This window comes from Streptomyces sp. NPDC091377 (assembly GCF_044757045.1).
In the GTDB taxonomy this organism is placed as follows: Bacteria; Actinomycetota; Actinomycetes; order Streptomycetales; family Streptomycetaceae; genus Streptomyces.
Window position 1 is genome coordinate 15,942 of sequence record NZ_JBIVUE010000005.1, and the last position, 22,512, is coordinate 38,453.

Sequence of the window (22,512 nt, forward strand, 5' to 3'; positions counted from 1 at the left end):
GTTCCCTTCCTCAGATCCCTCAGGTGGGCCGGCCGACGGGGCGGTCGGGAGGCGCCGGAACGCCGCCGTCGGTCAGCAGGGCGGTGAGCAACTGCTTGAGCCGGCCGCGGGCGCGCTCCACGTCCTTGTCCAGCAGGAGTTGCACGGTGACGCCGTCGTAGGCGGCGACGACCGCGCGGGCGGCGCCCTCGACCCCGCCGAGCACGGCGGGCAGTGCGGTGTGGCCCTGTGCGCGCCGCAGCCGGTCGGCGACGGCTCCGCGCAGCCGGGCCCGGTGCTCCAGCAGGGTCGCGGCGACGGCCGGGTCCCGGGCCGCGTGCACCAGGAAGTCCGTCTTGACCAGGAGCCAGTCGTGGTCGAGCAGCAGCACCTCGGTGACCCGGTCGACCGCGGCCGGTACGTCCAGCGCGGGCCCGTCCTGGGCGAGGGCCCCGGCGACCTGCCCGGCGATCAGCTCGGCCCGCTCCTGGTAGAGGGCGAAGAACAGTTCGTCGAGGCTGGCGAAGTTCGAGTAGAAGGCGCCCCGGCTGTATCCGGCCCGCTCGCAGACCTCCTCGATCGAGACCCGGCCGAACCCCTTCGCGGCGAAGACGGAGAAGGCGGCGTCGAGCAGGTTCGCGCGCGTGCGGACCCGGCGTCTGGTGACCCGCTTGGGCGCCACCGCGTCCGTACCGCCGTGATCCACCGCGGCGCTGGCGTGTTCCGCCGCCGCACTGCCGTGGTCCGCCGCCGTCGCGCCGTCGTCCGTCGCCATGCCCTCCCGCCTCCGTTCGATACGCGAATGTATCGGATACAGCGGTGTATCCGAAGGGGTGCGGACGAGGAAAGAGCGCAGGCCATGAGCACACACCAGGAGCACGTACCAGAAGCACGTACCAGAAGCACGCACCAGAAGCACGCACCAGGAGCACGTACCAATGGAACACATTTTCGATTAGGGAGTACGCTGCCGGTATGACCGCGCACCTCCAGGGCTCCCTCTTCGACCAGACCGACCGGGTCCGGCCGGGCCCGCTCGACGGGATCCGGCGGACCGTGCTCGGCTCCGGCGCCTGGATCGACGTACTCCCAGGCTGGCTCCAGGGCTCGGACGCCCTGTTCGAACAACTGGCGCGCGAGGTGCCGTGGCGGGCCGAGCGGCGCGCGATGTACGACCAGGTCGTGGACGTACCGCGGCTGCTCGCCTTCTACCGGCGGGGCGAGGCGCTGCCGCACCCCGCGCTGACCGAGGCCCGGGAGGCGCTGTCCGCGCACTACGCCGGTGAGCTGGGCGAGCCGTTCACCACGGCCGGGCTGTGCTACTACCGCGACGGGCGGGACAGTGTGGCCTGGCACGGCGACCGGATCGGCCGGGGCGCGCGGCAGGACACGATGGTGGCGATCCTCTCGGTGGGCGCCCCGCGCGATCTGCTGCTGCGTCCGCTGCGGGGCGGTGCGACGGTCCGCAGGGCGCTGGGCCACGGGGACCTGATCGTCATGGGCGGGTCCTGCCAGCGGACCTGGGAGCACTGCGTCCCGAAGTCGGCACGGGCCGCGGGACCCCGCGTCAGCGTGCAGTTCCGGCCGCAGGGCGTGCGGTAGCCCCCGACCCCCGTCCCGGCCTCGTGCCCCGCTCCAGCGATCTGCTTTGCTGGTCGCTCCACGGCAGGCACCAAACACCTCGGGACGGTCATGCGGGCGGATGTGCGGCAGGTAGCGGACGGCACCTTTCTGGTGCACGGCTCGGACACGAACTGGGTGATCCTCGCCGAGGGGGACGCCCTGACGCTGATCGACACCGGCTATCCCGGCGACCGGGCGCTGCTGCTCGACTCGCTCGCCCAGGTGGGCGGGGCGCCGTCGGCGGTCGCCGCGGTGCTGATCACCCATGCCCACAACGACCATCTGGGCTCGGCCGAGTTCTTGCGCGAGCGGTTCGGGACGCGGATCCTGTGCCACGCGGCGGAGGTGCCGCACGCGCGGCGGGAGCATCTCCACCAGATCGGGATCAGGGACGTCCTGCGCAACGCGTGGCGGCCCGGGGTGGTGCCCTGGTCCATACGGGCCCTGCGCTCCGGCGGCAAGGCGCACATCCCGGTCGCGGGGCCGCAGTCTCTGCCGCTCTGCGGTCCGCTCGATCTGCCGGGCCGGCCGGTGCCGGTGCCGACACCGGGGCACACCCTGGGGCACTGCGCGTTCCACGTCCCGGGGACCGGTGTGGTGATCTCCGGGGACGCGCTGGTCAGCGCGCACCCCACGTCCCGGCTGACCGGTCCGCAACTGCTGCCGGGCATGTTCCACCACCAGGCCGCGACGGCCCTCGCCTCGCTGGAGCGCATCGAGGAACTGGACGCTGAGGTGCTGCTGCCCGGTCACGGACCGGTCCTGCGCGGTCCGATCCCCGAAACGGCCCGACACGCACGCGAGCGGGCGTCTTAAGGTCTGGCCATGGCTTTGCAGATCAGTGCCACCAACCCGGAGCACCCCGCGCTCCTGCTCGCGCTCCCCTGGCACCTGCCGCTGGAGAACTGGCCGGAGGAGTACCTGGTACCCCTCCCCCGCGGTATCTCCCGGCACGTCGTGCGCTACGCCCGCGCGGGCGACGAGGTCATCGCCGTCAAGGAGCTGGCCGAGCGGCCCGCGCTGCGGGAGTACGAACTGCTGCGCGATCTGGACCGGCTCTCCATCCCGGCGGTGGACGCCCTCGCGGTGGTCACCGGACGCGCCGACGGCGCCGGGGAGCCGCTGGAGCCGGTGCTCATCACCCGGCACCTCGGCGGCTCGCTGCCGTACCGGTCGATGTTCGAGACGACGATGCGCCCCGCGACCATGCACCGGCTGATGGACGCCCTCGCGGTGCTGCTGGTGCGGCTGCACCTGGCCGGGTTCGCGTGGGGCGACTGCTCGCTGTCCAACACCCTCTTCCGCCGGGACGCGGGCGCGTACGCCGCGTATCTGGTGGACGCGGAGACCGGTGAGCTGCACCCGAGGCTGAGCACCGGGCAGCGGGAGTACGACCTCGACCTCGCGCGCGTCAACATCAGCGGTGAGCTGCTCGACCTGGAGGCGTCCGGGGCGCTGCACCCCTCGGTCGACCCGATCGCGTTCGGCACGGAGATCTGCGCGCGCTACCACGCCCTGTGGCAGGAGCTGACCCGGGTCTCCGTCTATCCGGCGGGCAAGTACCACTACATGGAGCGCCGCATACGCCGCCTCAACGACCTGGGCTTCGACGTCGCGGAGATGCAGATCGAGCACTCCGCCAACGGCGACACCGTCACCTTCGTGCCGAAGGTCGTGGACGCCGGGCACCATCAGCGCCAACTGCTGCGGCTGACCGGCCTGGACACCGAGGAGAACCAGGCGCGGCGGCTGCTCAACGACCTGGAGGCGTGGATGGCCACCCAGGACGACTACGCCCCGGGCGACCCCCTGGCCGCGCGCCCCGAGGTGCTGGCCCACCGCTGGGTCCGCGATGTGTTCCGCCCCACCGTCCGCGCGGTCCCGCTGGAGGTGCGCGGCACGATGGACGCGGCGGAGATCTACCACCAGCTCCTGGAACACCGCTGGTACCTGTCCGAACGCGCCCAGCACGACATCGGCCTGGACGTGGTCGTCAAGGACTACATGGCGCACATCCTGCCGAGGGCCAGGGAGACGCCGGGCCTGCCCTGCGACGTGGACTGAGCCGCCCGGCAACGGCTCGTGCCTCCGTCGCCGGGCGGTACCGGCTCACGCCGGGGGCACCACCGCCACCGGGCACTGCGCGTGGTGCAGCACTCCGTGGGCCACCGAGCCGATCCGGGCACCGACGGCGGTACGGCGGGCGCGGCGGCCGACCACCATGAGCTGCGCGTCGCGCGCCACCGACAGCAGCACCTGCCCCGCGCTGCCCATCTCCACGTGCTCGATCACATGGACGCCGGCGTAGCGCTCGCGCACCGGGCGCAGGGCCTCGGCGAGGGCCCGCTTCTCGTAGGGCTCGGGCCCGCCGGCCTCGTCCAGCAGCTTCATGGAGGCCGGGTTGTAGGAGTAGACCGACGGCAGGGCCCAGGCCCGGACCGCGCGGACGCTCGCCCCGCGCGCGGCGGCGGTGCGGAACGCGAACTCCAGCACGGCGGCGCTGTCCTCGGGCTCGCCCTCCTGGCCGACCACGATCTCATGCCCGGCGACCTCCGTCGACGGCTTGTCGTCCGCGCGGACCAGGACGACGGGCCGCGCCGCCTCGGCGATCACCTGCTGGCCGACGGAGCCGAGCAGGAAGCCCACCACCTGGCCGTGGCCGCGCGAGCCCAGCACCAGCATCTCGGAGTCCGCCGTCACGGCGGCGAGGAGGTCGGCCGGATCGCCCTCGGTGGTCTCGGTCGTCACCTCCAGACCGGGATGGCGCGCGGTGGCGATGCGGACCGCGGTCTCGGCCGCCTCGCGGGCCCAGCGCTCCTGCGCGGCGTGGTCGCCGTCGACGGCCGCCTGCTCCTCGTGCCGCCAGGCGTGCACCACCCGCAGCGGCAGCCCGTACCGGACGGCTTCCCGTGCGGCCCAGGCAAGCGCTGCCAGGCTCTCGTCCGATCCGTCGACCCCTGCCGTGACCGGGCGCGTCATCCCGCCGCCTCCTTCTGTCGTGGTCACATCCGTAAGTCCCAGTCTTCACCACGCCGACTTCATGACCTCGCACGGGGAGCGCCCGGCGATCGGCGGCCCCGTTCCGGTGACGCTGGGCCACGGACTTCCGGCGCCCGCCGTGTCCGACCGGTCACCGTCCGTGTGTCCGGGCCTGTTCGGCGGGGCGGCGGGCGCGTTCGCACCCCGAGCGGAGCAGGACAGGGGAACATACGATGAACAGGATGCGGTGCGGTCGGCCGGGTGTCGCCGTGCCGTGGATCCGATCCGCTCGGGGTGGGAGACGTATGGCAGAGGCCGCCGACACGGCCAGGACCGTCATCATGACCGTCGACGACGATCCGGGGGTCTCGCGCGCCGTCGCGCGTGATCTCCGACGGCGCTACGGCGAGTCGTACCGGATCGTGCGGGCGGAGTCCGGCGATTCGGCGCTCGAAGCACTGCGGGAGCTGAAGCTCCGCGGTGATCTGGTGGCGGTGATCCTCGCAGACTACCGGATGCCGCAGATGAACGGCATCGAGTTCCTGGAGCAGGCCCTCGACGTGTATCCGGGCGCGCGCCGGGTGCTGCTGACCGCGTACGCGGACACCAACGCGGCGATCGACGCGATCAACGTGGTCGATCTGGACCACTATCTGCTCAAGCCGTGGGACCCGCCGGAAGAGAAGCTGTACCCGGTCCTGGACGATCTGCTCCAGGCGTGGCGGTCGAGCGACTACCGTCCGGTGCCCAGCACCAAGGTGGTCGGCCACCGCTTCTCGGCGCGCTCCTCGGACGTGCGGGAGTTCCTGGCCCGCAACCAGGTGCCGTACCGCTGGTACTCGGCGGACGAGCCGGAGGGGCAGCGGCTGCTGGCCGCGGCGGGCGTGGACGGGCGGCGGCTGCCGCTGGTGATCACTCCGGACGGTACGACGATGGTCGAGCCGGAGGCCCCGGAGCTGGCCGCGCAGGTGGGGCTGGCCACCACCCCGGCGTCCGACTTCTACGACCTCGTCGTCATCGGCGGCGGGCCCGCGGGGCTCGGCTCGGCGGTGTACGGGGCGTCGGAGGGCCTGCGGACGCTGCTGGTGGAGCGGTCGGCCACCGGTGGCCAGGCGGGCCAGAGTTCGCGGATCGAGAACTATCTGGGCTTCCCCGACGGGGTGTCCGGGGGCCAGCTCACCGACCGGGCGCGACGGCAGGCGGCGAAGTTCGGCGCGGAGATCCTCACCGCCCGGGAGGTGACCGGCCTGGAGGTCAACGGGGCGGCGCGCACGGTGCGGTTCGCCGACGGCTCGGCGATCGCCGCGCACAGCGTGATCCTGGCGACCGGGGTGTCGTACCGGCAGTTGCGGGCGCCCGGCCTGGACGATCTGACGGGCTGCGGGGTGTTCTACGGGTCGGCGCTGACCGAGGCGGCGGCCTGCCAGGGCCATGATGTGTACATCGTGGGCGGCGCCAACTCGGCGGGCCAGGCCGCGATGTATCTCGCCCGCGGCGCCAAGTCGGTGACACTGCTGGTGCGTGGCGAGGATCTGTCGGCGTCGATGTCGCACTATCTGATCCAGCAGGTCAACGAGGCGCCCAACATCTCGGTGCGGTGCGGCACGGTCGTGGAGTCGGCGCAGGGCTCGGACGAGCTGGAGCGGCTGACGCTGCGGGACGTGGCCACCGGGGACACCGAACTCGTGGACGCGCAGTGGCTGTTCGTGTTCATCGGCGCGGCCCCGCTGACCGACTGGCTGGACGGCACGGTGCTGCGCGACGAGCGCGGGTTCATCCTCGCCGGGCCGGACCTCACGGCGGACGGCCGCCCGCCGGCCGACTGGGAGCTGGACCGGCCGCCGTACCACCTGGAGACCAACATTCCCGGCGTGTTCGTGGCGGGCGACGCCCGGGCCGAGTCCGCGAAGCGCGTCGCGTCCGCCGTAGGAGAGGGAGCCATGGCCGTGATGCTGGTCCACCGTTATCTGGAGCAGTCATGAGCGAGCGAGAGCCGTCGAGTACGGTCGTCATCCGTCGGGAGCGGTCATGAATGCCCGGCCGATGCCGTGCAGTCCGCAGGAGATCGGCAAGCTGTTCCTGTTCGAGAAGCTCACCCCCGAGCAGCTCGGACGGCTGTGCAGCGAGGGCCGGGTGGATCTGTTCGAGCCGGGGCCGATCTACGCCGAGGGCGCCCCGGCGACCTGTTTCTTCGTGATGATCGAGGGCACGGTCGTGCTGTCGCGCAAGGTGGGCGGCGACGACGTGGAGGTGGTCCGCACCTCGCAGCCCGGGGTGTACACCGGCGCGATGCAGGCGTACATCGGCGACCGGGTCGAGCAGGTCTACAACAACTCGATGCGGGTGACGGAGCCGACCCGCTTCTTCGTGCTGCCCGCCGACACGTTCGCGAACGTGATGCGCGAGTGGTTCCCGATGGCGGTGCATCTGCTGGAGGGACTGTTCTTCGGGTCGAAGAACAGCCAGCGGGTGATAGGGCAGCGCGAGCGGCTGCTGGCGCTCGGCTCGCTGTCGGCCGGGCTCACCCACGAGCTGAACAACCCCGCGGCGGCGGCGGTGCGCGCCACCTCCACGCTGCGGGAGCGGGTGGCGAAGATGCGGCACAAGCTGGCCGTCATCGCCGCCGGGCCGTACACACGTGAGGCGCTGACCGATCTGATGGAGATCCAGGAGCGCACGGCGGAACGGGTCGCGAAGGCGACCACGCTGACCCCGCTGGAGGCCACGGACCGCGAGGACGAGATCACCGACTGGCTCGACGGCCACGACATCAGCGACGGCTGGCAGCTCGCGCCGACGTTCGTGCAGGCCGGCCTGGACACCGACTGGCTCGACCAGGTGGCCGCCGCCGTGGACCCGGAGATCCTCCCCGGCGCCATCGGCTGGCTCAACTACACGGTCGAGACCGAACTGCTGATGTGCGAGATCGAGGACTCCACGAACCGGATCTCCCATCTGGTCGACGCGGCCAAGCAGTACTCCCAGCTCGACCGGGCGCCCTACCGCATGGCCGATGTCCATGAACTCCTCGACAGCACCCTGGTGATGCTCGGCGGGAAGATCGGCCAGCATGTCGAGGTCGTCAAGGAGTACGACCGGACGCTCCCGAAGGTGCCCGCCTACCCGGCGGAGCTGAACCAGGTCTGGACGAACCTCATCGACAACGCGGTCTCCGCGATGGACGGCCGGGGCACGCTGACCGTGCGGACCGCGCTGGAGGGCGACCGGCTGCTCGTGGAGTTCCAGGACTCCGGGCCGGGCGTGCCGCCGGAGATCCGCGACCGTATCTTCGACCCGTTCTTCACCACCAAACCGGTGGGCGAGGGCACCGGGCTCGGGCTCGACATCTCCTGGCGGATCGTGGTCAACAAACACCACGGCAGCCTGCTGGTCGAGTCGGTGCCCGGCGACACCCGGTTCCGGGTGCTGCTGCCCCTGACCGACGAGCAGAGCGACGAGACACCGGAGGAGTCGGAATGAGCAGCATCGACGGTGTGGCACCCGAGGTGCCGCCCAGCGGCGCCGGCTGTGTGGAGTGCGACGAGGTCGGCGGTTGGTGGTTCCATCTGCGCAGATGCGCGCAGTGCGGGCATGTCGGCTGCTGCGACTCCTCGCCCGCGCAGCACGCGACGGCGCACTTCAAGGCGACCGGGCATCCGATCGTGCGCAGCTACGAGCCGGGCGAGGCGTGGTTCTGGAGCTACGAGACGTCCGAGCTGTTCGAGTCCGGCCCCGATCTGGCGCCCCCGGAGCACCACCCGGCGACCCAGCCGACCCCGGGTCCGGCGGGGCGGGTGCCCGAGGACTGGGTGAAGAGCCTGAACCGGTAGGAGCGGCGCCGGAAGGCCGTCCCAGCGGGTGACCGGGGGTGGACGGGCCGCTACCGGACGGGCCGCTTCCGTGGGCGGACTGCTTCCGTTGGCGGGCCGCTTCCGTTGGCGGGCCGCTTCCGTTGGCGGGCGCCGTACCGACGGGCGGAGGATGGAACCGAGGGGCCCGGCCCCGCCGACGCCGCTCGCGGCGGGTGAGCGGGAGACGGAGACCGGCCCCGGCCGCACCGCAGTGAGCGCGGCCGGAAAGGAGGAGCGTCATGTTCGAGACCAAGACGCTCGACAAGCCGGACGAGCGGCGGGACTTCCCCCGCGGCCACCTGGAGACCGTCCACCTCACGGGACTGGATTTCGCCATCGCCACCTTCGAGCCCGGCTGGCGCTGGACGGAGTCGCTGGCCTCGCTCGCGGGCACCGCCACCTGCCAGATCCACCACAACGGGTACGTCGTCCAGGGCCGGATGCGGGTGCGTACCGACGACGGCGCCGAGGGCGAGGTCGGCCCCGGCGACGTCTTCGTCCTGTCCCCCGGCCACGACGCGTGGGTGGTCGGTGACGACCAGTGCGTGGTCTACGACTTCGCCGGCTCCATGGCGAACGAGTACGCCAGGCCCGGCGGCGGACGGTCGTAGGGCCGTCGCAGCGGGGAGACCGGTGACCACCGCGTCGCGGCCGGTCACCGGTGGGACCCCGCCCGCCCGGCCATCGGGGGCGTACGCGCCGCTGAAAGCCGTGTCACCAGGTGAACCCTCACTCGCTCCCGCACGGGTCACGTGTCGCGGGCCACGTTCTCTCGTTGATCGTGTTGCGGTCGCCCCGCCCGGTCCGGGCGGGGTCGATCTCGGCGACCGGGACCGACCCGGGTCCCGAAGACAGCGAGGAGAAGCACATGGGCGTGGAGCGGCGCGGCGGCGGTTCGGGACGTACGGGCGCGAGGGTCGCCGTGCTCGGCGCGGTGGCGGGTGCCGCCCTGATCCCGGCGGGGGCCGCCGAGGCGAACATCATCGGCATCGGGAACGCGACGTTCGGCAACACCTGCGTCAACCAGGGCGGCGCCCGCGCCGAGGGCGCCACGGTCGCCGGGAGCGGGGTGGCGAGCGGCAACCGGGCCGGACTGCCCCTGGATCTGCCGCGCAATCACTACGGCAACAGCGGCATCGTCTGCACTGTCCTGATCCCGGCCATTGTGTGACGAGGTGACGTCCGAGCAGGAGCGGGAACCGTCCGGCCGTTCGGCGACGATGGTGACCCCGAAGGGCGCACCGCCCCCGGAGCGGGCGGTGACCGAGTTGCTCTCGCTGAGCGGGCGGGCGCTTCCGCTGCTGCGGGAGTGGGTGGCCGCCGAGCCGGGCAGCGGTGTGGCACGGGCGCTGCTGCTGCTCGCGACCGGTGACCGGCTCGACGACCGCACGCTCAAGCAGCAGTTGGCGATCGCGCACCGCGACGCGCTCTCCGCGGGCGAGCGCCAGGCGAGCCTGGTGTACGGGGTGTTCCTCCGTACCCACCGGCAGTACCGGATGACGGCCGATCATCTGGTGGCCCACTTCGCCCGCTGGCCCGCCGACGAACTGGCGGGGCTCCTGCTGGACGCCTTCGCCACCAGCGGGGATCTCGCCTACCGCGCCCACGGTGAGGCCCTGGTGGAGCGCCAGTCGGCGCTGGCCGGCCCGGACAGCTGGCCGTGGACGGGCTGGCTGGCCGCGACCCGGGCGGAGCAGGGCCGGGTCCGGGAGGCCCACGCCCTGGCCGAGCGGGCGCTGACCCTCCACCCCCGATCGGGGGTGGCCGCCCACGCCCTCGCCCACGCCGAGCACGAACTCGGGACCGGTCCCGCGTCCGTCGACTTCCTCGACCGCTGGCTCGCGGCGGATCCCCAGGCCATCCCACTGCGGCACCTGAACTGGCACGCCGCTCTTCAGTCCGTCGCCTGCGGTGACTTCCAGGAGGCGCGCCGCCGGGCGGACACCGCACTGGCGGACTCGGACGTCGGCATGCGCGCCGCCACCAACTGGCGTCTGCTCCTGGTCGGGCAGGAACCCGCCGGCCGGAGCGACCCGGCACAGCTACGGGAACTGCTGGCGGCGCCGGGCGGGATGGCGGAGGTCTTCCACACCTTCAACCTGGCCCTCGCCCTCGCCGTGGAGGCCGCGACCGACGAACTGGACCTCCTCGCCCGCCGGGCGGCCGACGACGACCGCCCCGAGTACCGGGAGGTGCTCGCCCCGGTGGTCCGCGCGCTGGCGCACCTCACCGCGGGCCGGCCCCGCAGGGCCGTGGATCTCCTGGACGCCATGGGAGAGAAGACGGAGGGGGTCGGCGGAGTGCGCGTGGAGCGCGAGATCATCCAGGACACCCTCGCGCGTGCCCTCGTGGACGCGGGCGAACCCGCTCGCGCCGCGGCCCTGCTCCACCACCGCACCACCACCCGCCACCACCACACCTACGAGGACCTCCTCCTCACCGCCCGCCCCGCGGCCCGGTGAGCGGGCCCTGCCGTGATTGACACACCCCTTGAACTGTCACTAGCTTGATTGCAGTTCGCTCGTCGGGGAGGCGGCGCGGGAGGGGGCTCGGTGAGCATCAGCAGCAGGACCGCGGTGGCGATCCACGCGCTCACCATGCTGGCGCGCTGGGACGGCGACTCGCTGACCTCCGCGCGGATCGCGGAGAGCCTGGCGAGCAATCCGGTCCTGGTCCGGCGGATCCTCGGCCGTCTGCGGGACGCCGGGCTCGTCCGGTCCACCGAGGGCCGCAACGGCGGCTGGTCGCTCCGCCTCCCCCCACGTGACATCACCCTCCACGACGCCTACGTCGCCGTCGAGACGGGGCCGGTCCTGGCGCGCCTCCCCCATCCCCCGAGCCCCGAATGCGAGGTCGGGCGCCATATGCAAGCCCTGCTCGAAGTGGAGTTCCTGGCGGCGGAGAAGGCCATGGAGGAACGGCTCGGGCGGACGACGATCGCCCACCTGGTCCAGCGGATGTTCGCCGGCGAGCGGGAGACCGCACAGCGGGATCACTGACCTGCCGATGGCGGAGGCGCGTTCCTCCGTCATTTTTTCAGCCCAAAAATGTAACTACGATGGTGGCAGTATGCTGCCTGGAGGGAAGCACCGAATGACTTCCACGTCGACCGCGCCCGCACCGACCCGCTCAGGAACGGCCTTACTGGCCGTGCTGATGGCAGCCGTCATCGCCACGGTCGCCGCCAGCGACATGGTCGTGCTGATGCTGCCGGAGATCGGTACGGAGTTCGGCGCCTCCGAGGCCGAACTCGCCTGGGTCGTCACCGGTTTCCTGCTGGTGTTCTCGGTCGGGATCCCGCTCTACGGCCGTCTCTCCGACCGGGTGAGCCTGCGGCGCCTCTTCGCCTTCGCCCTGCTGACCTACGCCGCCGGAAACCTGGTCTGCGCCCTCTCCCCGACGCTGGTCGTCCTGGTGGCCGGGCGGATCCTGACGGGCGTCGGCGCCGCCGCGATCCCCGTCCTGTCGGTCATCGCCGTCACACGGCTGCTGCCCGCGAACCGGCGCGCCGTCGGCATCGGCGTCCTCTCCGCGGGTTCGGGCATCGGTACCGCGGCCGGACCGGCGGTGGGCGGAGTGGTCGGCGAACTGTTCGGCTGGCCCGCCCTCTTCTGGAGCGTGCTCGTCCTCTCGCTGCTGCTGCTTCCCGCGGCCCTGCGCGTCCTTCCCGACGAGGTTCCGGCCGGCCAGGGACGACTCGACCTTCCCGGTGGCATCCTCCTCGGCGCCGGCGCGGGCCTGGTCCTCTTCGGCATGACCCAGGCCCAGGTCTCCGGCTTCTCCACGCCCCTGTCCTGGGGCAGCCTGGTGGTCGCCGTGTCGGCCCTCGCGCTCTTCGGGTGGCGCACCGCCCGCGTCGATCAGCCGTTCGTTCCGCCGGCGCTGTTCGCCGACCGGGCCTACCGGAACAGCCTCCTCATCGCGTTCCTGGCCATGGTCGTCAACCTCGGGGGGCTGGTGTTCGTCCCGCTCCTGGTGGTCGAGGTCAACGGGCTCACCCCGGGAGAGGGCGCACTGGTCATGATTCCCGCCGGGGTGTCCGTCGCGCTCCTCTCGCCCTTGATGGGCCGGCTCGCCGACCGGGTCGGCACCCGTGCCACGGTGTTCGTCGGGCTGGTTCTCGTCGGACTGTCCTCGCTGCTGCTCTCGACCCTCACCGATGGCTCCTCGGTGATCCCCGCCGGTGCCGGGGTCCTCGGGCTCAGCGTCGGCTTCGTCCTCGTGATCACCACCGTCGTCGGCGCGGTGGCGGGCGGGTTGCCCGCGGAACAGGCCGGCTCCGGCATCGGGATCCTCCAGGGAGCCCAGTTCCTCGGGGCCGGTACCGGCCCCGCCGTGTTCGGTGTACTGGCCTCCGCGCGGCAGCAGGGCGACAGCGGCGCCATCAACCCCTTCTTCTCGGGGCACGACGGCGCCGCCTACTCCGATGTCTTCCTGGCCATGACCGGGATCGTCGTCCTCCTGCTGTTCGTCGCGGCACGGTTGCGCCCGGCGGAGAGGCCCACGGGCGCGCGGACCCGAGAGACGAGCGATGCGGGGCCCCGGTGATCCCGGGTCCCAGTGATCCCGGGTCCCAGTGATCCCGGGTCCCAGTGATCCCGGGTCCCAGTGATCCGGGGTCCCGGTGATCCGGGTCCGGGGTGAGGGTGACATCCTGGGCCGGTGTTCTCATCCGGTCCAGTGGGGTGCGTGTTCTTCGATGTCGACGGCACCCTCGTCCCGGGCACGAGTTCGTCCGTCTTCCTCGCCGGATTCCTCAGCCATCGGGACGAGTTGGCCAGGGCCGAGGACGCGTACGCCTCCGGTGACCTGGACAACCGTCAGGTCTCCGAGCTGGACGCGGAGGGCTGGGCGGGTGTGCGCGAGGAACACGTCCTCGGCCTGCTCGACGGCCTTCCCCTGGTCACCGGCATCGCGGAGACCGTGGGCTGGTGCCGGCGGAACAGGCTGGTGCCGGTACTGGCGACGCTCGCCTGGTCGCCGGTCGGCGGCTACCTCACCGACCGCTTCGGCTTCCACACGCTCAGCGGACCCCGTCTGGAGACCGTCGGCAACCGGTTCACAGGCCGGGTCGCCCGCCACTTCGACGAGTACGACAAACGGGACTTCGCCCTCGCCCAGGCCCGAGCGCTCGGATTGGCTCCCGACTCGTGCGCGGCCGTCGGAGACAGCCGGTCCGACCTGCCCCTGTTCGCCTCCGTCGCACTGAGCGTGGCGTTCAACGCCTCGCCGGGAGCGCGGGCGGCGGCGACGGTCACCGTGGACGACGGCGACCTGACCAGCGTGGTTCCCGCCCTGAGCCGACTGATCACAGCCGGTCGTTGACGCCCGGGACGCGGTCGGCGGGGCTCATCGGGCTCCCGGCTGCCAGGATCGGGCGGCCTCCACCAGGCCGCTCTCGCCCTCGCCGTGTCCGTGGTCACCGTCGGGGCCACGTTCGGGGTGACCCAGGCCGGCCTCGGGTGGACGGCCGTCGCCCTGCTCGGCGGCTGGCCGGCCCTGCGGCGGGACGCGTAGGACGTCGGCGCGGGTGGCCGGTCGGTGGTCGATGGCAGGATGGCTCCTGTGTCGCACACCGTTTTCAGCGCCGTACCGATCGTCGGACGGGACGAGGAGCTTGCCCGGTTGACCGGGATGCTCGCGCGTGCCCGGAGCGGGCAGGCGCGGGCCGTCCTCGTCGCCGGGGACGCGGGGGTGGGCAAGACCCGGCTGCTGGACGAGATCGCGGGACGGGCCGCGCGGGACGGGATGACCGTACTGACCGGGCACTGCGTCGACCTCGGGGACGTCGGGCTGCCGTACCTCCCGTTCACCGAGATGCTCGGGGCGCTCGCGGCCGACGAGCGGTTCGCGCCCGTACTGGCGGCGCACCCCGCCGCCGAGCGGCTGCTGGGTACCGGCGCGGACGCCCGGGCCGCGGGAGAGACCGGGACCGCCGGGGCTGCCGGGGACGGCGACCCGCGCTCGGGCGGGGGGCGGCTGCGGCTGTTCGAGGGGGTGGCGGCGCTGCTGGCGGAGCTGTCCGCGCGGACGCCGCTGCTGCTGGTCCTGGAGGATCTGCACTGGGCCGACCAGTCGTCCCGGGATCTGCTGCGGTTCCTGCTCAGCCGGGGCATCCTGCACCGCTCGGCGGGCGGCGCGCCCGCGCACCGGCTCGCGGTGGTGGCGTCGTACCGGGCGGACGATCTGCACCGCCGTCATCCGCTGCGCCCGCTCCTCGCCGAGTTGGTGCGGCTGCCCTCGGTGGAGCGGCTCGAACTGCGGCCCATGCCGGACGCCGAGGTCGCCACGCTGGTGCGCGCGCTGCGGGACGGCCCGCTGCCCGAGACCACCGTGCGCCGGATCGTGGAGCGCGCGGAGGGCAACGCCTTCTACGCGGAGGAGTTGCTCGCCGCCACCGGCACCGGGGACGGCGGGGTGCCCAGCGGGCTGGCCGACGTCCTGCTGATCCGTTTCGAGCAGCTCTCCGACACCGCGCAACAGGTGCTGCGCACGGCGGCGGTGGCCGGGCGCCGGGTCGGGCACGAGACCCTGCGGGAGGCCGTCGGGCTGCCGGACGACGCGCTGGAGGAGGCATTGCGGGAGGCCGTCGGACGGCAGCTCCTGCTGCCCGGCCACGACGACACGTACACGTTCCGGCACGCCCTCGCGCGCGAAGCGGTCTACGCCGATCTGCTGCCGGGCGAACGCTCCCGGCTGCACGGCGCGTTCGCCCGGCTGCTGGGCGCGCGGGGCCACACCGCGGAGACCGCCGCGGAGCGCGCCCACCACTACCGCGAGAGCCACGATCTGCCGGAGGCGCTGACCGCGTCGCTGGAGGCGGCCGACCATGCCCGGCGGGTCGGGGCGCCCGCGGAGGAACTGCGGCATCTGGAGGCCGCGCTGGAGCTGTGGTCGGTGGTGGATCCCACGGCCCGGCCCTCGGGCGAGGGCGTGGAGCAGATCGCGCTGACCTTGCGCGCGTCGGCGGCGGCCGCGCACGCCGGGGAGGCGCACCGCGCGGTGTCCCTCACCCGGTCCGCGCTGGCCGGTATCGGGCAGGACACGGACTCGGAGCTGGCCGCGCGGGTCCGGTACACGCACGCCGGGAATCTGATCGGGATCGACAGTCTGCGGGCCGCCATGGCCTACAGCAGCGAGGCGTTGGAGCTGATCCCGGCGGACCCGCCGTCACCGACGTGGCTGTGGGCGGCGGCCACCCATGTGCTGGTGGCCCGCACGATGGGCGACACCCGTACGGCGATGGCGGTGGCGCGGCGCGCGCTGCCCCTCGCCGAGCGGCTCGGGGTGGACGACGCGCGCGCCGACCTGATCATCTCGGTGGCCGCCATGGACGGCGGGCGGCGCGGCCCCGAGGGCCGGGAGCGGCTCGGGACGGCCCGTGAGCTGGCCCGCGCGGCGGGCAACACGGCCGTGGAGATGCGGGCCCTGTTCAATCTGGCGATCGGCTGCTTCGAGTCGGGTGATCTGGAGGAGAGCCTGCCGTGGGTGGCCGAGGGCCTGGACCGCGCCCGGCGCGCGGGGCTGCTGTCCTCCACCTATCCGTTGGAGATGCGCTACCTCCAGCTACTGGTCCTGTACACGCTGGGCCGCTGGGACGAGTGCCTGCGCAGTGCGGAGACGGGTGCCGCGGTGCTGCCCCCGGCGGGCGGGTACACGGTGGGGCCCGCGCTCTACGTCCGGCTCGCGCGCGGCGAGATCGAGGCCGTCGAGGAGGCGGCCGGGCTGCTGCTCCAGGGGCCGTACGACTGGATGGCGCAGCTGATCGCCGGGATCGCGCTCACGGACGCGGCGGTGCACCGCGGTGACGCGGAGGCGGCCGTCACGCGGATGCGGACCGCCGTGGAGTCCCTGACGGACGAGTCGGGCACCCCCAACGCCGCCCTGCGCCTCGCCGCCCTCGCCCTGTCGGCGATCTCGGACCGGGCCACCGCGCTGCGGCTGGCGGGGGACACGGCCGGTGTCGAGCGGTGGACGCGTACGGCGGCCGAGTTGGTGGAGCTGGCGAGGACGACGGCCGTGCACGGTGAGGAGGATGTGCCCCAGGGCCCGGAGGGGATGGCGTGGCTGGCCCGCGCGGAGGCCGACTGGGTGCGGACGGTCACCGGCCCCGACCCGGAGCTGTGGGAGAAGGCGGTCGCGGCCTTCGACTACGGCGACGCCTACGAACGGGCCCGCTGCCAGGTGCGGTGGGCGGAGGCCCTGCTGGTGGCCGAACGCCGGGAAGAGGCGGGCGCCCGGGCGCGGGAGGCCCGTGCGACCGCGGCGCGGCTGGGGGCGACGGTCCTGCTGGGGCAGGTGGACGCGCTGATCCGGCGCGGCCGGCTCGCGGACCTGGCCCCGGCCCCGGCGGGCACCTCGTCGGCCGAGGCCGACCCGTCCCCGCTCACCCCTCGTGAGCAGGATGTGCTGCGGCTGCTCGCGCTCGGCCGCAGCAATCGGCAGATCGGCGAGGCGCTCTTCATCAGCGGCAAGACGGCGAGTGTCCATGTCTCCAACATCCTCGGCAAGCTGGGCGCGGCGAGCCGCACGGAGGCGGTCGCGATCGCCTATCAGCGGGGGTTGATCAGCCCCGAGCGCACCGCCGCCTCCGACTGAGCCCCGGCGGTCCGGGCGGGCGGGAACCCCGCCGTCGTCGTACGCGTTGTCCGGAAAAGATCCGGTCGGTGACCCGGCCGGATCCCGGAGCGACCGGTCAGGGGCGGCGGTATGGGCGAGTTGGTCCCCGGGGGCAATGTGCCCCTCCCGGCCGGCCCGCTGTCCGTGCGCGTGCCGGGTCCGTTCGATGTGTCGGCGCTGATCACCGGCGAGGACGGCAGGGTGCGCGGGGACGCCGACTTCGTGTTCTTCAACCAGCCGGCCGCACCCGGCGCGCGACTGCGGGGCGACACGCTGACCGTCGACCCGGCCGCCCTGCGTCCGGGCGCCACCCGCGTCACCGTGGTCGTCAGCCCGGCCGACCCCGGCACTCCCCTGGGCCGGCTGCCGTCGCCCACCCTCCGGATCACCGGCCCGGCCGGCCGCACCCTGGCCCGCTTCACCCCGCCGCACCCGCGCGAGGAGACGGTGCTGCTGCTGGTGGAGATCTACCGGCGCGGCGACACCTGGAAGGCACGGGCCCTGGGGCAGGGCTACGGCGACGGACTGGCCGGTCTCGCCCGGGACTTCGGGGTCGACGTGGTGGAGGACGCGGCGCCGGCGACGACACCGTTCATCCCGTCCCCGCGCTCACCACTGCCCGTCCCTCCGGCGCCGACCGCTCCGCCGGTGCCTCCGTCCGTTCCGCCCCGGCCGTCGGTCCCCCCGGGCCCGGCCGACGCGGACGGTTTCGCGGGGCTCGTCAACGCCTCCCGCGCGCAGGTGGGTTGCCCGCCGGTGGCGCTGGACGCCCGGCTGTCGTCGGCCGCGCGGGGGCACGCCGCCGCGATGGCGTCGGCCGGGCGGCTCGGGGTGGAGGGCGGGGACGGTGTCTCGGTGTACCAGCGGGTGGTGACGGCGGGGTTCGCGTATCTCACCGTCGCCGAGCATCTGGTGTCCGGGCCGCGCACCCCGGCCGAGTTCATCACCTTCGTCCAGCGCGACGAACAGCTCCGGCGGAGCCTCCAGGACCCGTCGTACACCCACGCGGGGCTGGGGCACGCGACGGGGAACCGCACCGGTGACGTCTTCTGGACGGCGCTGTGGGCCCGCCCCTTCACCCCGGCCGGGCTGGCGCGTACGGCGGCGGAGGTCGTCGGACTGACCAACCGGGAGCGGCTCGCCGCGGGGCTGCGTCCGCTGGCCCCGGACCCGCCGCTCACCGCCGCCGCGCAGGCGCACAGCGCGGACATGGTGGGCCGCGACTTCTACTCCCACACCGCCCCGGACGGCGGCCGGCCCTGGGACCGGGCCGAGGCGGCGGGCGCCCGGCGCCGTTCCATCGGGGAGAACATCGCGTGCGGCCAGCGCTCGGCGGCCGAGGTGGTGACGGGCTGGATGAACAGCCCCGGCCATCGGGCCAACATCCTCAAGCCCGACTTCACCCACATCGGCATAGGTCTGGCGGGCGGCGGCCGGGCGGGCATGTACTGGACGCAGGTCTTCGGGGCGTAGGGCCTGTCGTTCGGATCATCCCGGCGTCGCGGGGTCTGGCGCGCGGTGCGTGGGCGGGGAGGGTCTTCGGGGCGCGCCCGCGGCCGGGGGGTTTTGCCCGAACGGCCGAACCCGGGACACCATGGCCGCCATGAAGGGTGATCTCTTTTCCAGTGAGCACATGGTCCAGCCGGCCACCGCGCCCGGCATGACGGTCGAGAACGCGAAGTGCATCAGATATGTGGTGAACGGCGAGATGCTGTCCCGGCAGGGCGCGATGGTCGCCTACCGCGGCGGCCTCCAGTTCGAGCGCAAGGGTCAGGGGGGTGTGGGCGGGATGCTGAAGCGTGCCGTCACCGGCGAGGGACTGCCGCTGATGTCGGTGCGCGGACAGGGCGAGGCGTGGTTCGCGCAGGAGGCGCAGAACTGCTTCATCGTGGAGATCGAGCCGGGTGACGAGTTCACCGTCAACGGCCGCAACGTCCTGTGTTTCGACGCCACGCTGTCGTACCGGATCGCCACCGTGAAGGGTTCCGGCATCACCGGGGGCGGGCTGTTCAACAGTGTGTTCACCGGCCAGGGCAGGCTGGGGCTGGTGTGCGAGGGCAGCCCGCTGGTCATCCCCGTCTCCCCCGAGTGGCCGGTCTACGTCGACACGGACGCGATCGTGGGCTGGACCGCGGGCCTCCAGACCTCGCTGCACCGCTCCCAGTCCGTCGGCTCGATGCTGCGCGGAGGCTCCGGTGAGGCGGTGCAGCTGATGTTCCAGGGACAGGGCCAGGTGATCGTCCGGCCGAGCGAGGCTCCGGCGACCAAGCCGCAGCAGCACTGAGGCCGGGGTTCGGGCCGGCGGGTCTGATCCGGTCCCCGTCCGGTCCGGTCCCCGTCCGGCCCGTCCGGTTCGCTCCGGCCCCATCCGGTCCGGTCCGGTCCGGCCCCATCCGGTCCGGTTCGGTTCGGCCCCATCCGGTCCGGCCCCGTCCGGCCCGGTGATCGGCGTGATCCACACCACGTGAGCCCCTGCCCCGGGCCGCCCCGCCGGGCCAGGGCCGACTCTCCCCCGGATCGGCGCCGACCTGCGCAGTTGACCCTCGCCCCTGCCTCGGGTCAGGGTTCGGTACAGCGCGGATTCCAGCCCACCGCGCCGGAAGGGTGAGTACCTTGATCGGCTTCTCGGACATCGAAGCGGCGGCGGAGCGAATCGCCGGACATGTCGTACGGACCCCCACCGTGCCGAGCCCCGGGCTGTCGGCGCTGCTCGGAGTTCCGGTCACGGCCAAGCTGGAGCTGCTCCAGCGCACCGGTTCGTTCAAGGCGCGCGGCGCGACGGCCAAGCTGCTGTCGCTGAGCGGGGCCGAGCGGGCGGCCGGGGTCGTCGCGGTCAGCGGCGGCAATCACGGCATCGCGCTCGCGGTCATGGCCGCCGCCCTCGATGTGAAGGCGACCGTGGTCATGCCCCGTTCGGCGCCGGCCCGGTCGGTGGAGCTGGCCCGGGACGCCGGGGCCTCGGTGCGGCTCACCGAGGACATGGGGTCGGCGTTCGCGCTGGTGGCGCGGCTGCGGGACGAGGGCCTCACCCTGGTGCACCCCTTCGACGACCCGATCGTCATCGCGGGGCAGGGCACGGTGGGCCTGGAGTTCGACCAGGACGCCGGTGAGCTGACCGATGTGCTGGTGAGCATCGGGGGCGGCGGGCTGATCGCCGGGGTGGCGACGGCGCTGCGGGCCCGGCGGCCCGGTCTGCGGATCTGGGGGGTGGAGACCGAGGGCGCGCTGTCGATGCACGACGCGCTGGAGGCGGGCGGCCCGGTACCGATCACTCCGACGTCCATCGTGACCACGCTGAGCGCGCCCGAGGTCTCGCAACTGACGTACGACCATGTCGCCGCGCTGGTCGACGAGGTGCTGGTGGTTCCGGACCGGGACGCCGTACGGGGCTGTCTCGACCTCGCCGAGCGCGCCAAGGTGTGGGCGGAACCGGCCGCGGGGTGTCTGCTGCCCGCGGCCCGGCAGGTCCTGGAGAAGGTCGGCGACGGCGCCCGGCTGGGGCTCGTGGTGTGCGGGGGCAACACCACAGCGCGCGAGATCGCCGACTGGACGGACCGCTTCGGTCTGCGCTGATCTCCCCCGCCCACCCCGCCGACGGACGTCGGAGGTCGTCCGGGAGCCGTTCCCCGAATCGTGCTTCCCGTTGAGCACCGGACGTCACCGCTCGCGTACCAGTGGGCAAGGTGAGGGCACGGGGTTCAGCGAGGGATGACCATGGCCGAGGCGCATGCCGCCGCGCACGCAGAACAGCGGGACCGGCAGGACTGTCAGGATCAGCAGGACCGGAGGGAGCGGCAGGACCGGCAGGACCGGCAGGACCAACAGGACCGGCGGGACCAACAGGACCAGCGACAACTGATGGCCGGGCGGTACCGGTTGCTTGAGGTGGTGCACCGCGAGACGAACCGCGTCGCCTGGTACGGCGAGGAGGCGCGGTCGGACCGGCCGTGTCTGCTGACCCGGATCGCCCTTCCCGCCGACGGCGGCGGAGGCACCGCGCACCGGGCGACCGGCCGTGTCACGCGGACGTCCGAGGCCGTGCGGGCGTTGTGTCCCGGGCAGGTGCCCGAGACGGTGGACGCCTTCGAGGAGGCGGGCGCCCTGTGGACGGTGACCGCGTGGCCCGGCGGCACCCCGCTGACCGCGCTCCTGGCGCAGAGCGGCCCGTTGCCCCCGGAGCGGGCGGCGCGCCTCGGGCTCGAACTGCTCGATGTGCTGGAGGCGGCGCACGGTGCGGGCGTCACCCATGGCGAGTTGAGCCCCGGCCAGGTGCTCGTGCCCGACCAGGGCCCTGCCGTGGTCTGCGGTTTCGGCCTGGCGGGCGCCACCCTGGGCCCCCGGCTCACGGCGCCGTCGTATGCCGCCCCGGAACAGGCGCGGGACGAGCGGATCGGCCCGTCCTGCGATCTGTGGGCGCTCGGCGCGCTGCTGTACACGATGGTCGAGGGGCGTCCACCGTTCCGGGACCGGGACCAGGACCGGCCCGAGGTCACCCTGCGGGGCGTGGACCGGCTGCCGTTGCGCGCTCCGCTGCGGGCGGGCCCGCTCACCCAGGTCGTGCACGGCCTGCTGCGCAAGGACTCCCGTGAGCGGCTGACCCGTCGGGTGACCCGGGAGGCGCTGCTGCGGGTGCTCAGCGCGGCTCCGGGCGCGGCTCCGCCCGAGGGGCCCGGTCCACGGCCACGCCCCGCCGCCGTCGACGAGCTGCCCGTCCGTCCCCGGCGCGGCAGCCGTACGACGGTCCTCAGCGGTGTCCTCGCGCTGGTCACCGTCGCGGTCATCCTGGTCGCCGCGAAGGGGCAGGGGGACCCTGAGGGCGTCGGGGCGACGGCGCCCGCCGCGCCGCCCCGGGCGTCCCCTTCGGCCCCGGCGCCCTCGTCACCACCAGCGCCACCGGCACCGGCACCGGCACCGCCCTCGGCGTCCGCCGCGCCCTCCCCCACCGGCCGTCTCCCCGCGGGCTTCCGTACCTTCACCGCTCCGGAGGGCTTCTCCCTCGCCGTCCCCGACGGCTGGACCGCGCTGGGTACCAAACGGATGGCGGATCTGGCCTATCGGGTGGTGCTCGGCGCGCCGGGCGATCCGCGCACGCTCACCGTGACCTACAGCAAGCGCGTCGGCCCCGATCCGGTCGCCGTCTGGCGCGACGACGTCGAGCCGGGTCTGAAGCGCGCGGACGGCTACCGGAGGCTCGGCGGCATCCTGGCGACGACGTACCGGGGCCGCGCCGCCGCCGACATCCAGTGGCTGGCCGACGTCGACGGGATCCGGGAGCGTACCTTCGGCCGGGGTGTCTCCGCTGGTGCCGGGCTGGGCTACTCGCTGCGCTGGACCACTCCGGCGGCGGACTGGAGGGACCGGGCCAACCGCGAGGCGCTGGACACGGCGCTGCGCACGTTCCGGCCGCCGGTCCTCTGACACCGCGAGCCCCCTCCCGGCCTGCCAAACCGCGTCAATGAGT

Annotated in this window: 19 protein-coding genes; 17 read left to right on the forward strand and 2 right to left on the reverse strand. The window is 73.4% G+C overall.

Features of this window, described 5'->3' with window-relative positions:
* Positions 1–19: 19 nt before the first annotated feature.
* Positions 20–754 carry a TetR/AcrR family transcriptional regulator gene (locus tag ACIQNG_RS12575; RefSeq protein WP_401484489.1) on the reverse strand — a complete coding sequence of 245 codons (735 nt, stop codon included), beginning with the start codon at positions 752–754 and terminating at the stop codon, positions 20–22.
* A gap of 200 nt (positions 755–954) precedes the next feature.
* On the opposite strand from ACIQNG_RS12575, the gene ACIQNG_RS12580 reads away from it, so the two are divergent.
* The 3 genes from ACIQNG_RS12580 to ACIQNG_RS12590 all read left to right on the forward strand — a co-directional run bounded on the left by ACIQNG_RS12580 (position 955) and on the right by ACIQNG_RS12590 (position 3,666).
* Positions 955–1,581, forward strand: a complete 627-nt coding sequence (locus tag ACIQNG_RS12580; protein ID WP_401435502.1) for an alpha-ketoglutarate-dependent dioxygenase AlkB — start codon at positions 955–957, stop codon at positions 1,579–1,581.
* Between the two features lie 90 nt (positions 1,582–1,671).
* Complete coding sequence (locus tag ACIQNG_RS12585) at positions 1,672–2,418, forward strand: MBL fold metallo-hydrolase (protein ID WP_401435499.1); 747 nt, start codon at positions 1,672–1,674, stop codon at positions 2,416–2,418.
* Between the two features lie 9 nt (positions 2,419–2,427).
* Entirely contained in the window at positions 2,428–3,666 is a 1,239-nt protein-coding gene (locus tag ACIQNG_RS12590; protein ID WP_401435497.1) for a DUF4032 domain-containing protein, read from the forward strand.
* A gap of 45 nt (positions 3,667–3,711) precedes the next feature.
* Here the strand turns inward: ACIQNG_RS12590 and ACIQNG_RS12595 are convergent, their stop codons facing one another.
* On the reverse strand, positions 3,712–4,581 hold the full coding sequence (locus ACIQNG_RS12595; protein WP_401435494.1) for a universal stress protein: 870 nt from the start codon (positions 4,579–4,581) through the stop codon (positions 3,712–3,714).
* Between the two features lie 305 nt (positions 4,582–4,886).
* Between ACIQNG_RS12595 and ACIQNG_RS12600 the strand changes: the two genes are divergently transcribed.
* From ACIQNG_RS12600 to ACIQNG_RS12665, 14 genes are all read left to right on the forward strand, one after another.
* Positions 4,887–6,563: an FAD-dependent oxidoreductase gene (locus ACIQNG_RS12600; RefSeq protein WP_401435492.1), complete on the forward strand. Its 1,677-nt coding sequence runs from the start codon at positions 4,887–4,889 to the stop codon at positions 6,561–6,563.
* A gap of 46 nt (positions 6,564–6,609) precedes the next feature.
* Positions 6,610–8,061 (forward strand): ATP-binding protein, encoded by a 1,452-nt coding sequence (locus ACIQNG_RS12605; RefSeq protein WP_401484492.1) that lies wholly within the window; start codon positions 6,610–6,612, stop codon positions 8,059–8,061.
* A complete protein-coding gene (locus tag ACIQNG_RS12610; RefSeq protein WP_401484494.1) occupies positions 8,058–8,411 on the forward strand; it encodes a UBP-type zinc finger domain-containing protein in 354 nt (117 codons plus the stop codon). The genes ACIQNG_RS12605 and ACIQNG_RS12610 overlap by 4 nt, the downstream gene beginning before the upstream one ends.
* Before the next feature lie 260 nt (positions 8,412–8,671).
* The gene (locus tag ACIQNG_RS12615) at positions 8,672–9,043 is read left to right on the forward strand and encodes a cupin domain-containing protein (RefSeq protein WP_401484495.1); all 372 of its coding nucleotides are present in this window, start codon (positions 8,672–8,674) and stop codon (positions 9,041–9,043) included.
* Positions 9,044–9,213: 170 nt separating this feature from the next.
* Positions 9,214–9,603 (forward strand): chaplin family protein, encoded by a 390-nt coding sequence (locus ACIQNG_RS12620; RefSeq protein WP_401485081.1) that lies wholly within the window; start codon positions 9,214–9,216, stop codon positions 9,601–9,603.
* A 4-nt stretch (positions 9,604–9,607) separates the two neighbouring features.
* Positions 9,608–10,894 (forward strand): hypothetical protein, encoded by a 1,287-nt coding sequence (locus ACIQNG_RS12625; RefSeq protein WP_401484497.1) that lies wholly within the window; start codon positions 9,608–9,610, stop codon positions 10,892–10,894.
* Positions 10,895–10,984: 90 nt separating this feature from the next.
* On the forward strand, positions 10,985–11,431 hold the full coding sequence (locus tag ACIQNG_RS12630; protein ID WP_401435479.1) for an Rrf2 family transcriptional regulator: 447 nt from the start codon (positions 10,985–10,987) through the stop codon (positions 11,429–11,431).
* A gap of 94 nt (positions 11,432–11,525) precedes the next feature.
* Positions 11,526–12,980, forward strand: coding sequence for an MFS transporter (locus ACIQNG_RS12635; protein ID WP_401484499.1), 1,455 nt, complete (start codon positions 11,526–11,528; stop codon positions 12,978–12,980).
* 141 nt (positions 12,981–13,121) lie between these two features.
* Complete coding sequence (locus ACIQNG_RS12640) at positions 13,122–13,757, forward strand: HAD family hydrolase (RefSeq protein WP_401484501.1); 636 nt, start codon at positions 13,122–13,124, stop codon at positions 13,755–13,757.
* A 231-nt stretch (positions 13,758–13,988) separates the two neighbouring features.
* Positions 13,989–17,030 (forward strand): AAA family ATPase, encoded by a 3,042-nt coding sequence (locus tag ACIQNG_RS12645; RefSeq protein WP_401484503.1) that lies wholly within the window; start codon positions 13,989–13,991, stop codon positions 17,028–17,030.
* A gap of 111 nt (positions 17,031–17,141) precedes the next feature.
* Complete coding sequence (locus tag ACIQNG_RS12650) at positions 17,142–18,524, forward strand: CAP domain-containing protein (protein WP_401484505.1); 1,383 nt, start codon at positions 17,142–17,144, stop codon at positions 18,522–18,524.
* Between the two features lie 130 nt (positions 18,525–18,654).
* A complete protein-coding gene (locus ACIQNG_RS12655) occupies positions 18,655–19,335 on the forward strand; it encodes an AIM24 family protein (RefSeq protein WP_401435465.1) in 681 nt (226 codons plus the stop codon).
* 329 nt (positions 19,336–19,664) lie between these two features.
* Complete coding sequence (locus tag ACIQNG_RS12660; RefSeq protein WP_401484507.1) at positions 19,665–20,624, forward strand: threonine/serine dehydratase; 960 nt, start codon at positions 19,665–19,667, stop codon at positions 20,622–20,624.
* A gap of 285 nt (positions 20,625–20,909) precedes the next feature.
* On the forward strand, positions 20,910–22,469 hold the full coding sequence (locus tag ACIQNG_RS12665) for a serine/threonine-protein kinase (protein WP_401485083.1): 1,560 nt from the start codon (positions 20,910–20,912) through the stop codon (positions 22,467–22,469).
* Positions 22,470–22,512 lie beyond the last annotated feature (43 nt).

Excerpts from the sequence above, each read along its gene's own strand:
- ACIQNG_RS12650 (WP_401484505.1), top strand. The coding sequence starts at position 17,142 with ATGGGCGAGTTGGTCCCCGGGGGCAATGTGCCCCTCCCGGCCGGCCCG.
- ACIQNG_RS12595 (WP_401435494.1), bottom strand. The coding sequence starts at position 4,581 with ATGACGCGCCCGGTCACGGCAGGGGTCGACGGATCGGACGAGAGCCTG.
- ACIQNG_RS12580 (WP_401435502.1), top strand. The coding sequence starts at position 955 with ATGACCGCGCACCTCCAGGGCTCCCTCTTCGACCAGACCGACCGGGTC.
- ACIQNG_RS12600 (WP_401435492.1), top strand. The coding sequence starts at position 4,887 with ATGGCAGAGGCCGCCGACACGGCCAGGACCGTCATCATGACCGTCGAC.
- ACIQNG_RS12655 (WP_401435465.1), top strand. The coding sequence starts at position 18,655 with ATGAAGGGTGATCTCTTTTCCAGTGAGCACATGGTCCAGCCGGCCACC.
- ACIQNG_RS12635 (WP_401484499.1), top strand. The coding sequence starts at position 11,526 with ATGACTTCCACGTCGACCGCGCCCGCACCGACCCGCTCAGGAACGGCC.
- ACIQNG_RS12610 (WP_401484494.1), top strand. The coding sequence starts at position 8,058 with ATGAGCAGCATCGACGGTGTGGCACCCGAGGTGCCGCCCAGCGGCGCC.
- ACIQNG_RS12590 (WP_401435497.1), top strand. The coding sequence starts at position 2,428 with ATGGCTTTGCAGATCAGTGCCACCAACCCGGAGCACCCCGCGCTCCTG.
- ACIQNG_RS12615 (WP_401484495.1), top strand. The coding sequence starts at position 8,672 with ATGTTCGAGACCAAGACGCTCGACAAGCCGGACGAGCGGCGGGACTTC.
- ACIQNG_RS12665 (WP_401485083.1), top strand. The coding sequence starts at position 20,910 with ATGGCCGGGCGGTACCGGTTGCTTGAGGTGGTGCACCGCGAGACGAAC.
- ACIQNG_RS12645 (WP_401484503.1), top strand. The coding sequence starts at position 13,989 with ATGGCTCCTGTGTCGCACACCGTTTTCAGCGCCGTACCGATCGTCGGA.
- ACIQNG_RS12585 (WP_401435499.1), top strand. The coding sequence starts at position 1,672 with ATGCGGGCGGATGTGCGGCAGGTAGCGGACGGCACCTTTCTGGTGCAC.
- ACIQNG_RS12575 (WP_401484489.1), bottom strand. The coding sequence starts at position 754 with ATGGCGACGGACGACGGCGCGACGGCGGCGGACCACGGCAGTGCGGCG.
- ACIQNG_RS12605 (WP_401484492.1), top strand. The coding sequence starts at position 6,610 with ATGAATGCCCGGCCGATGCCGTGCAGTCCGCAGGAGATCGGCAAGCTG.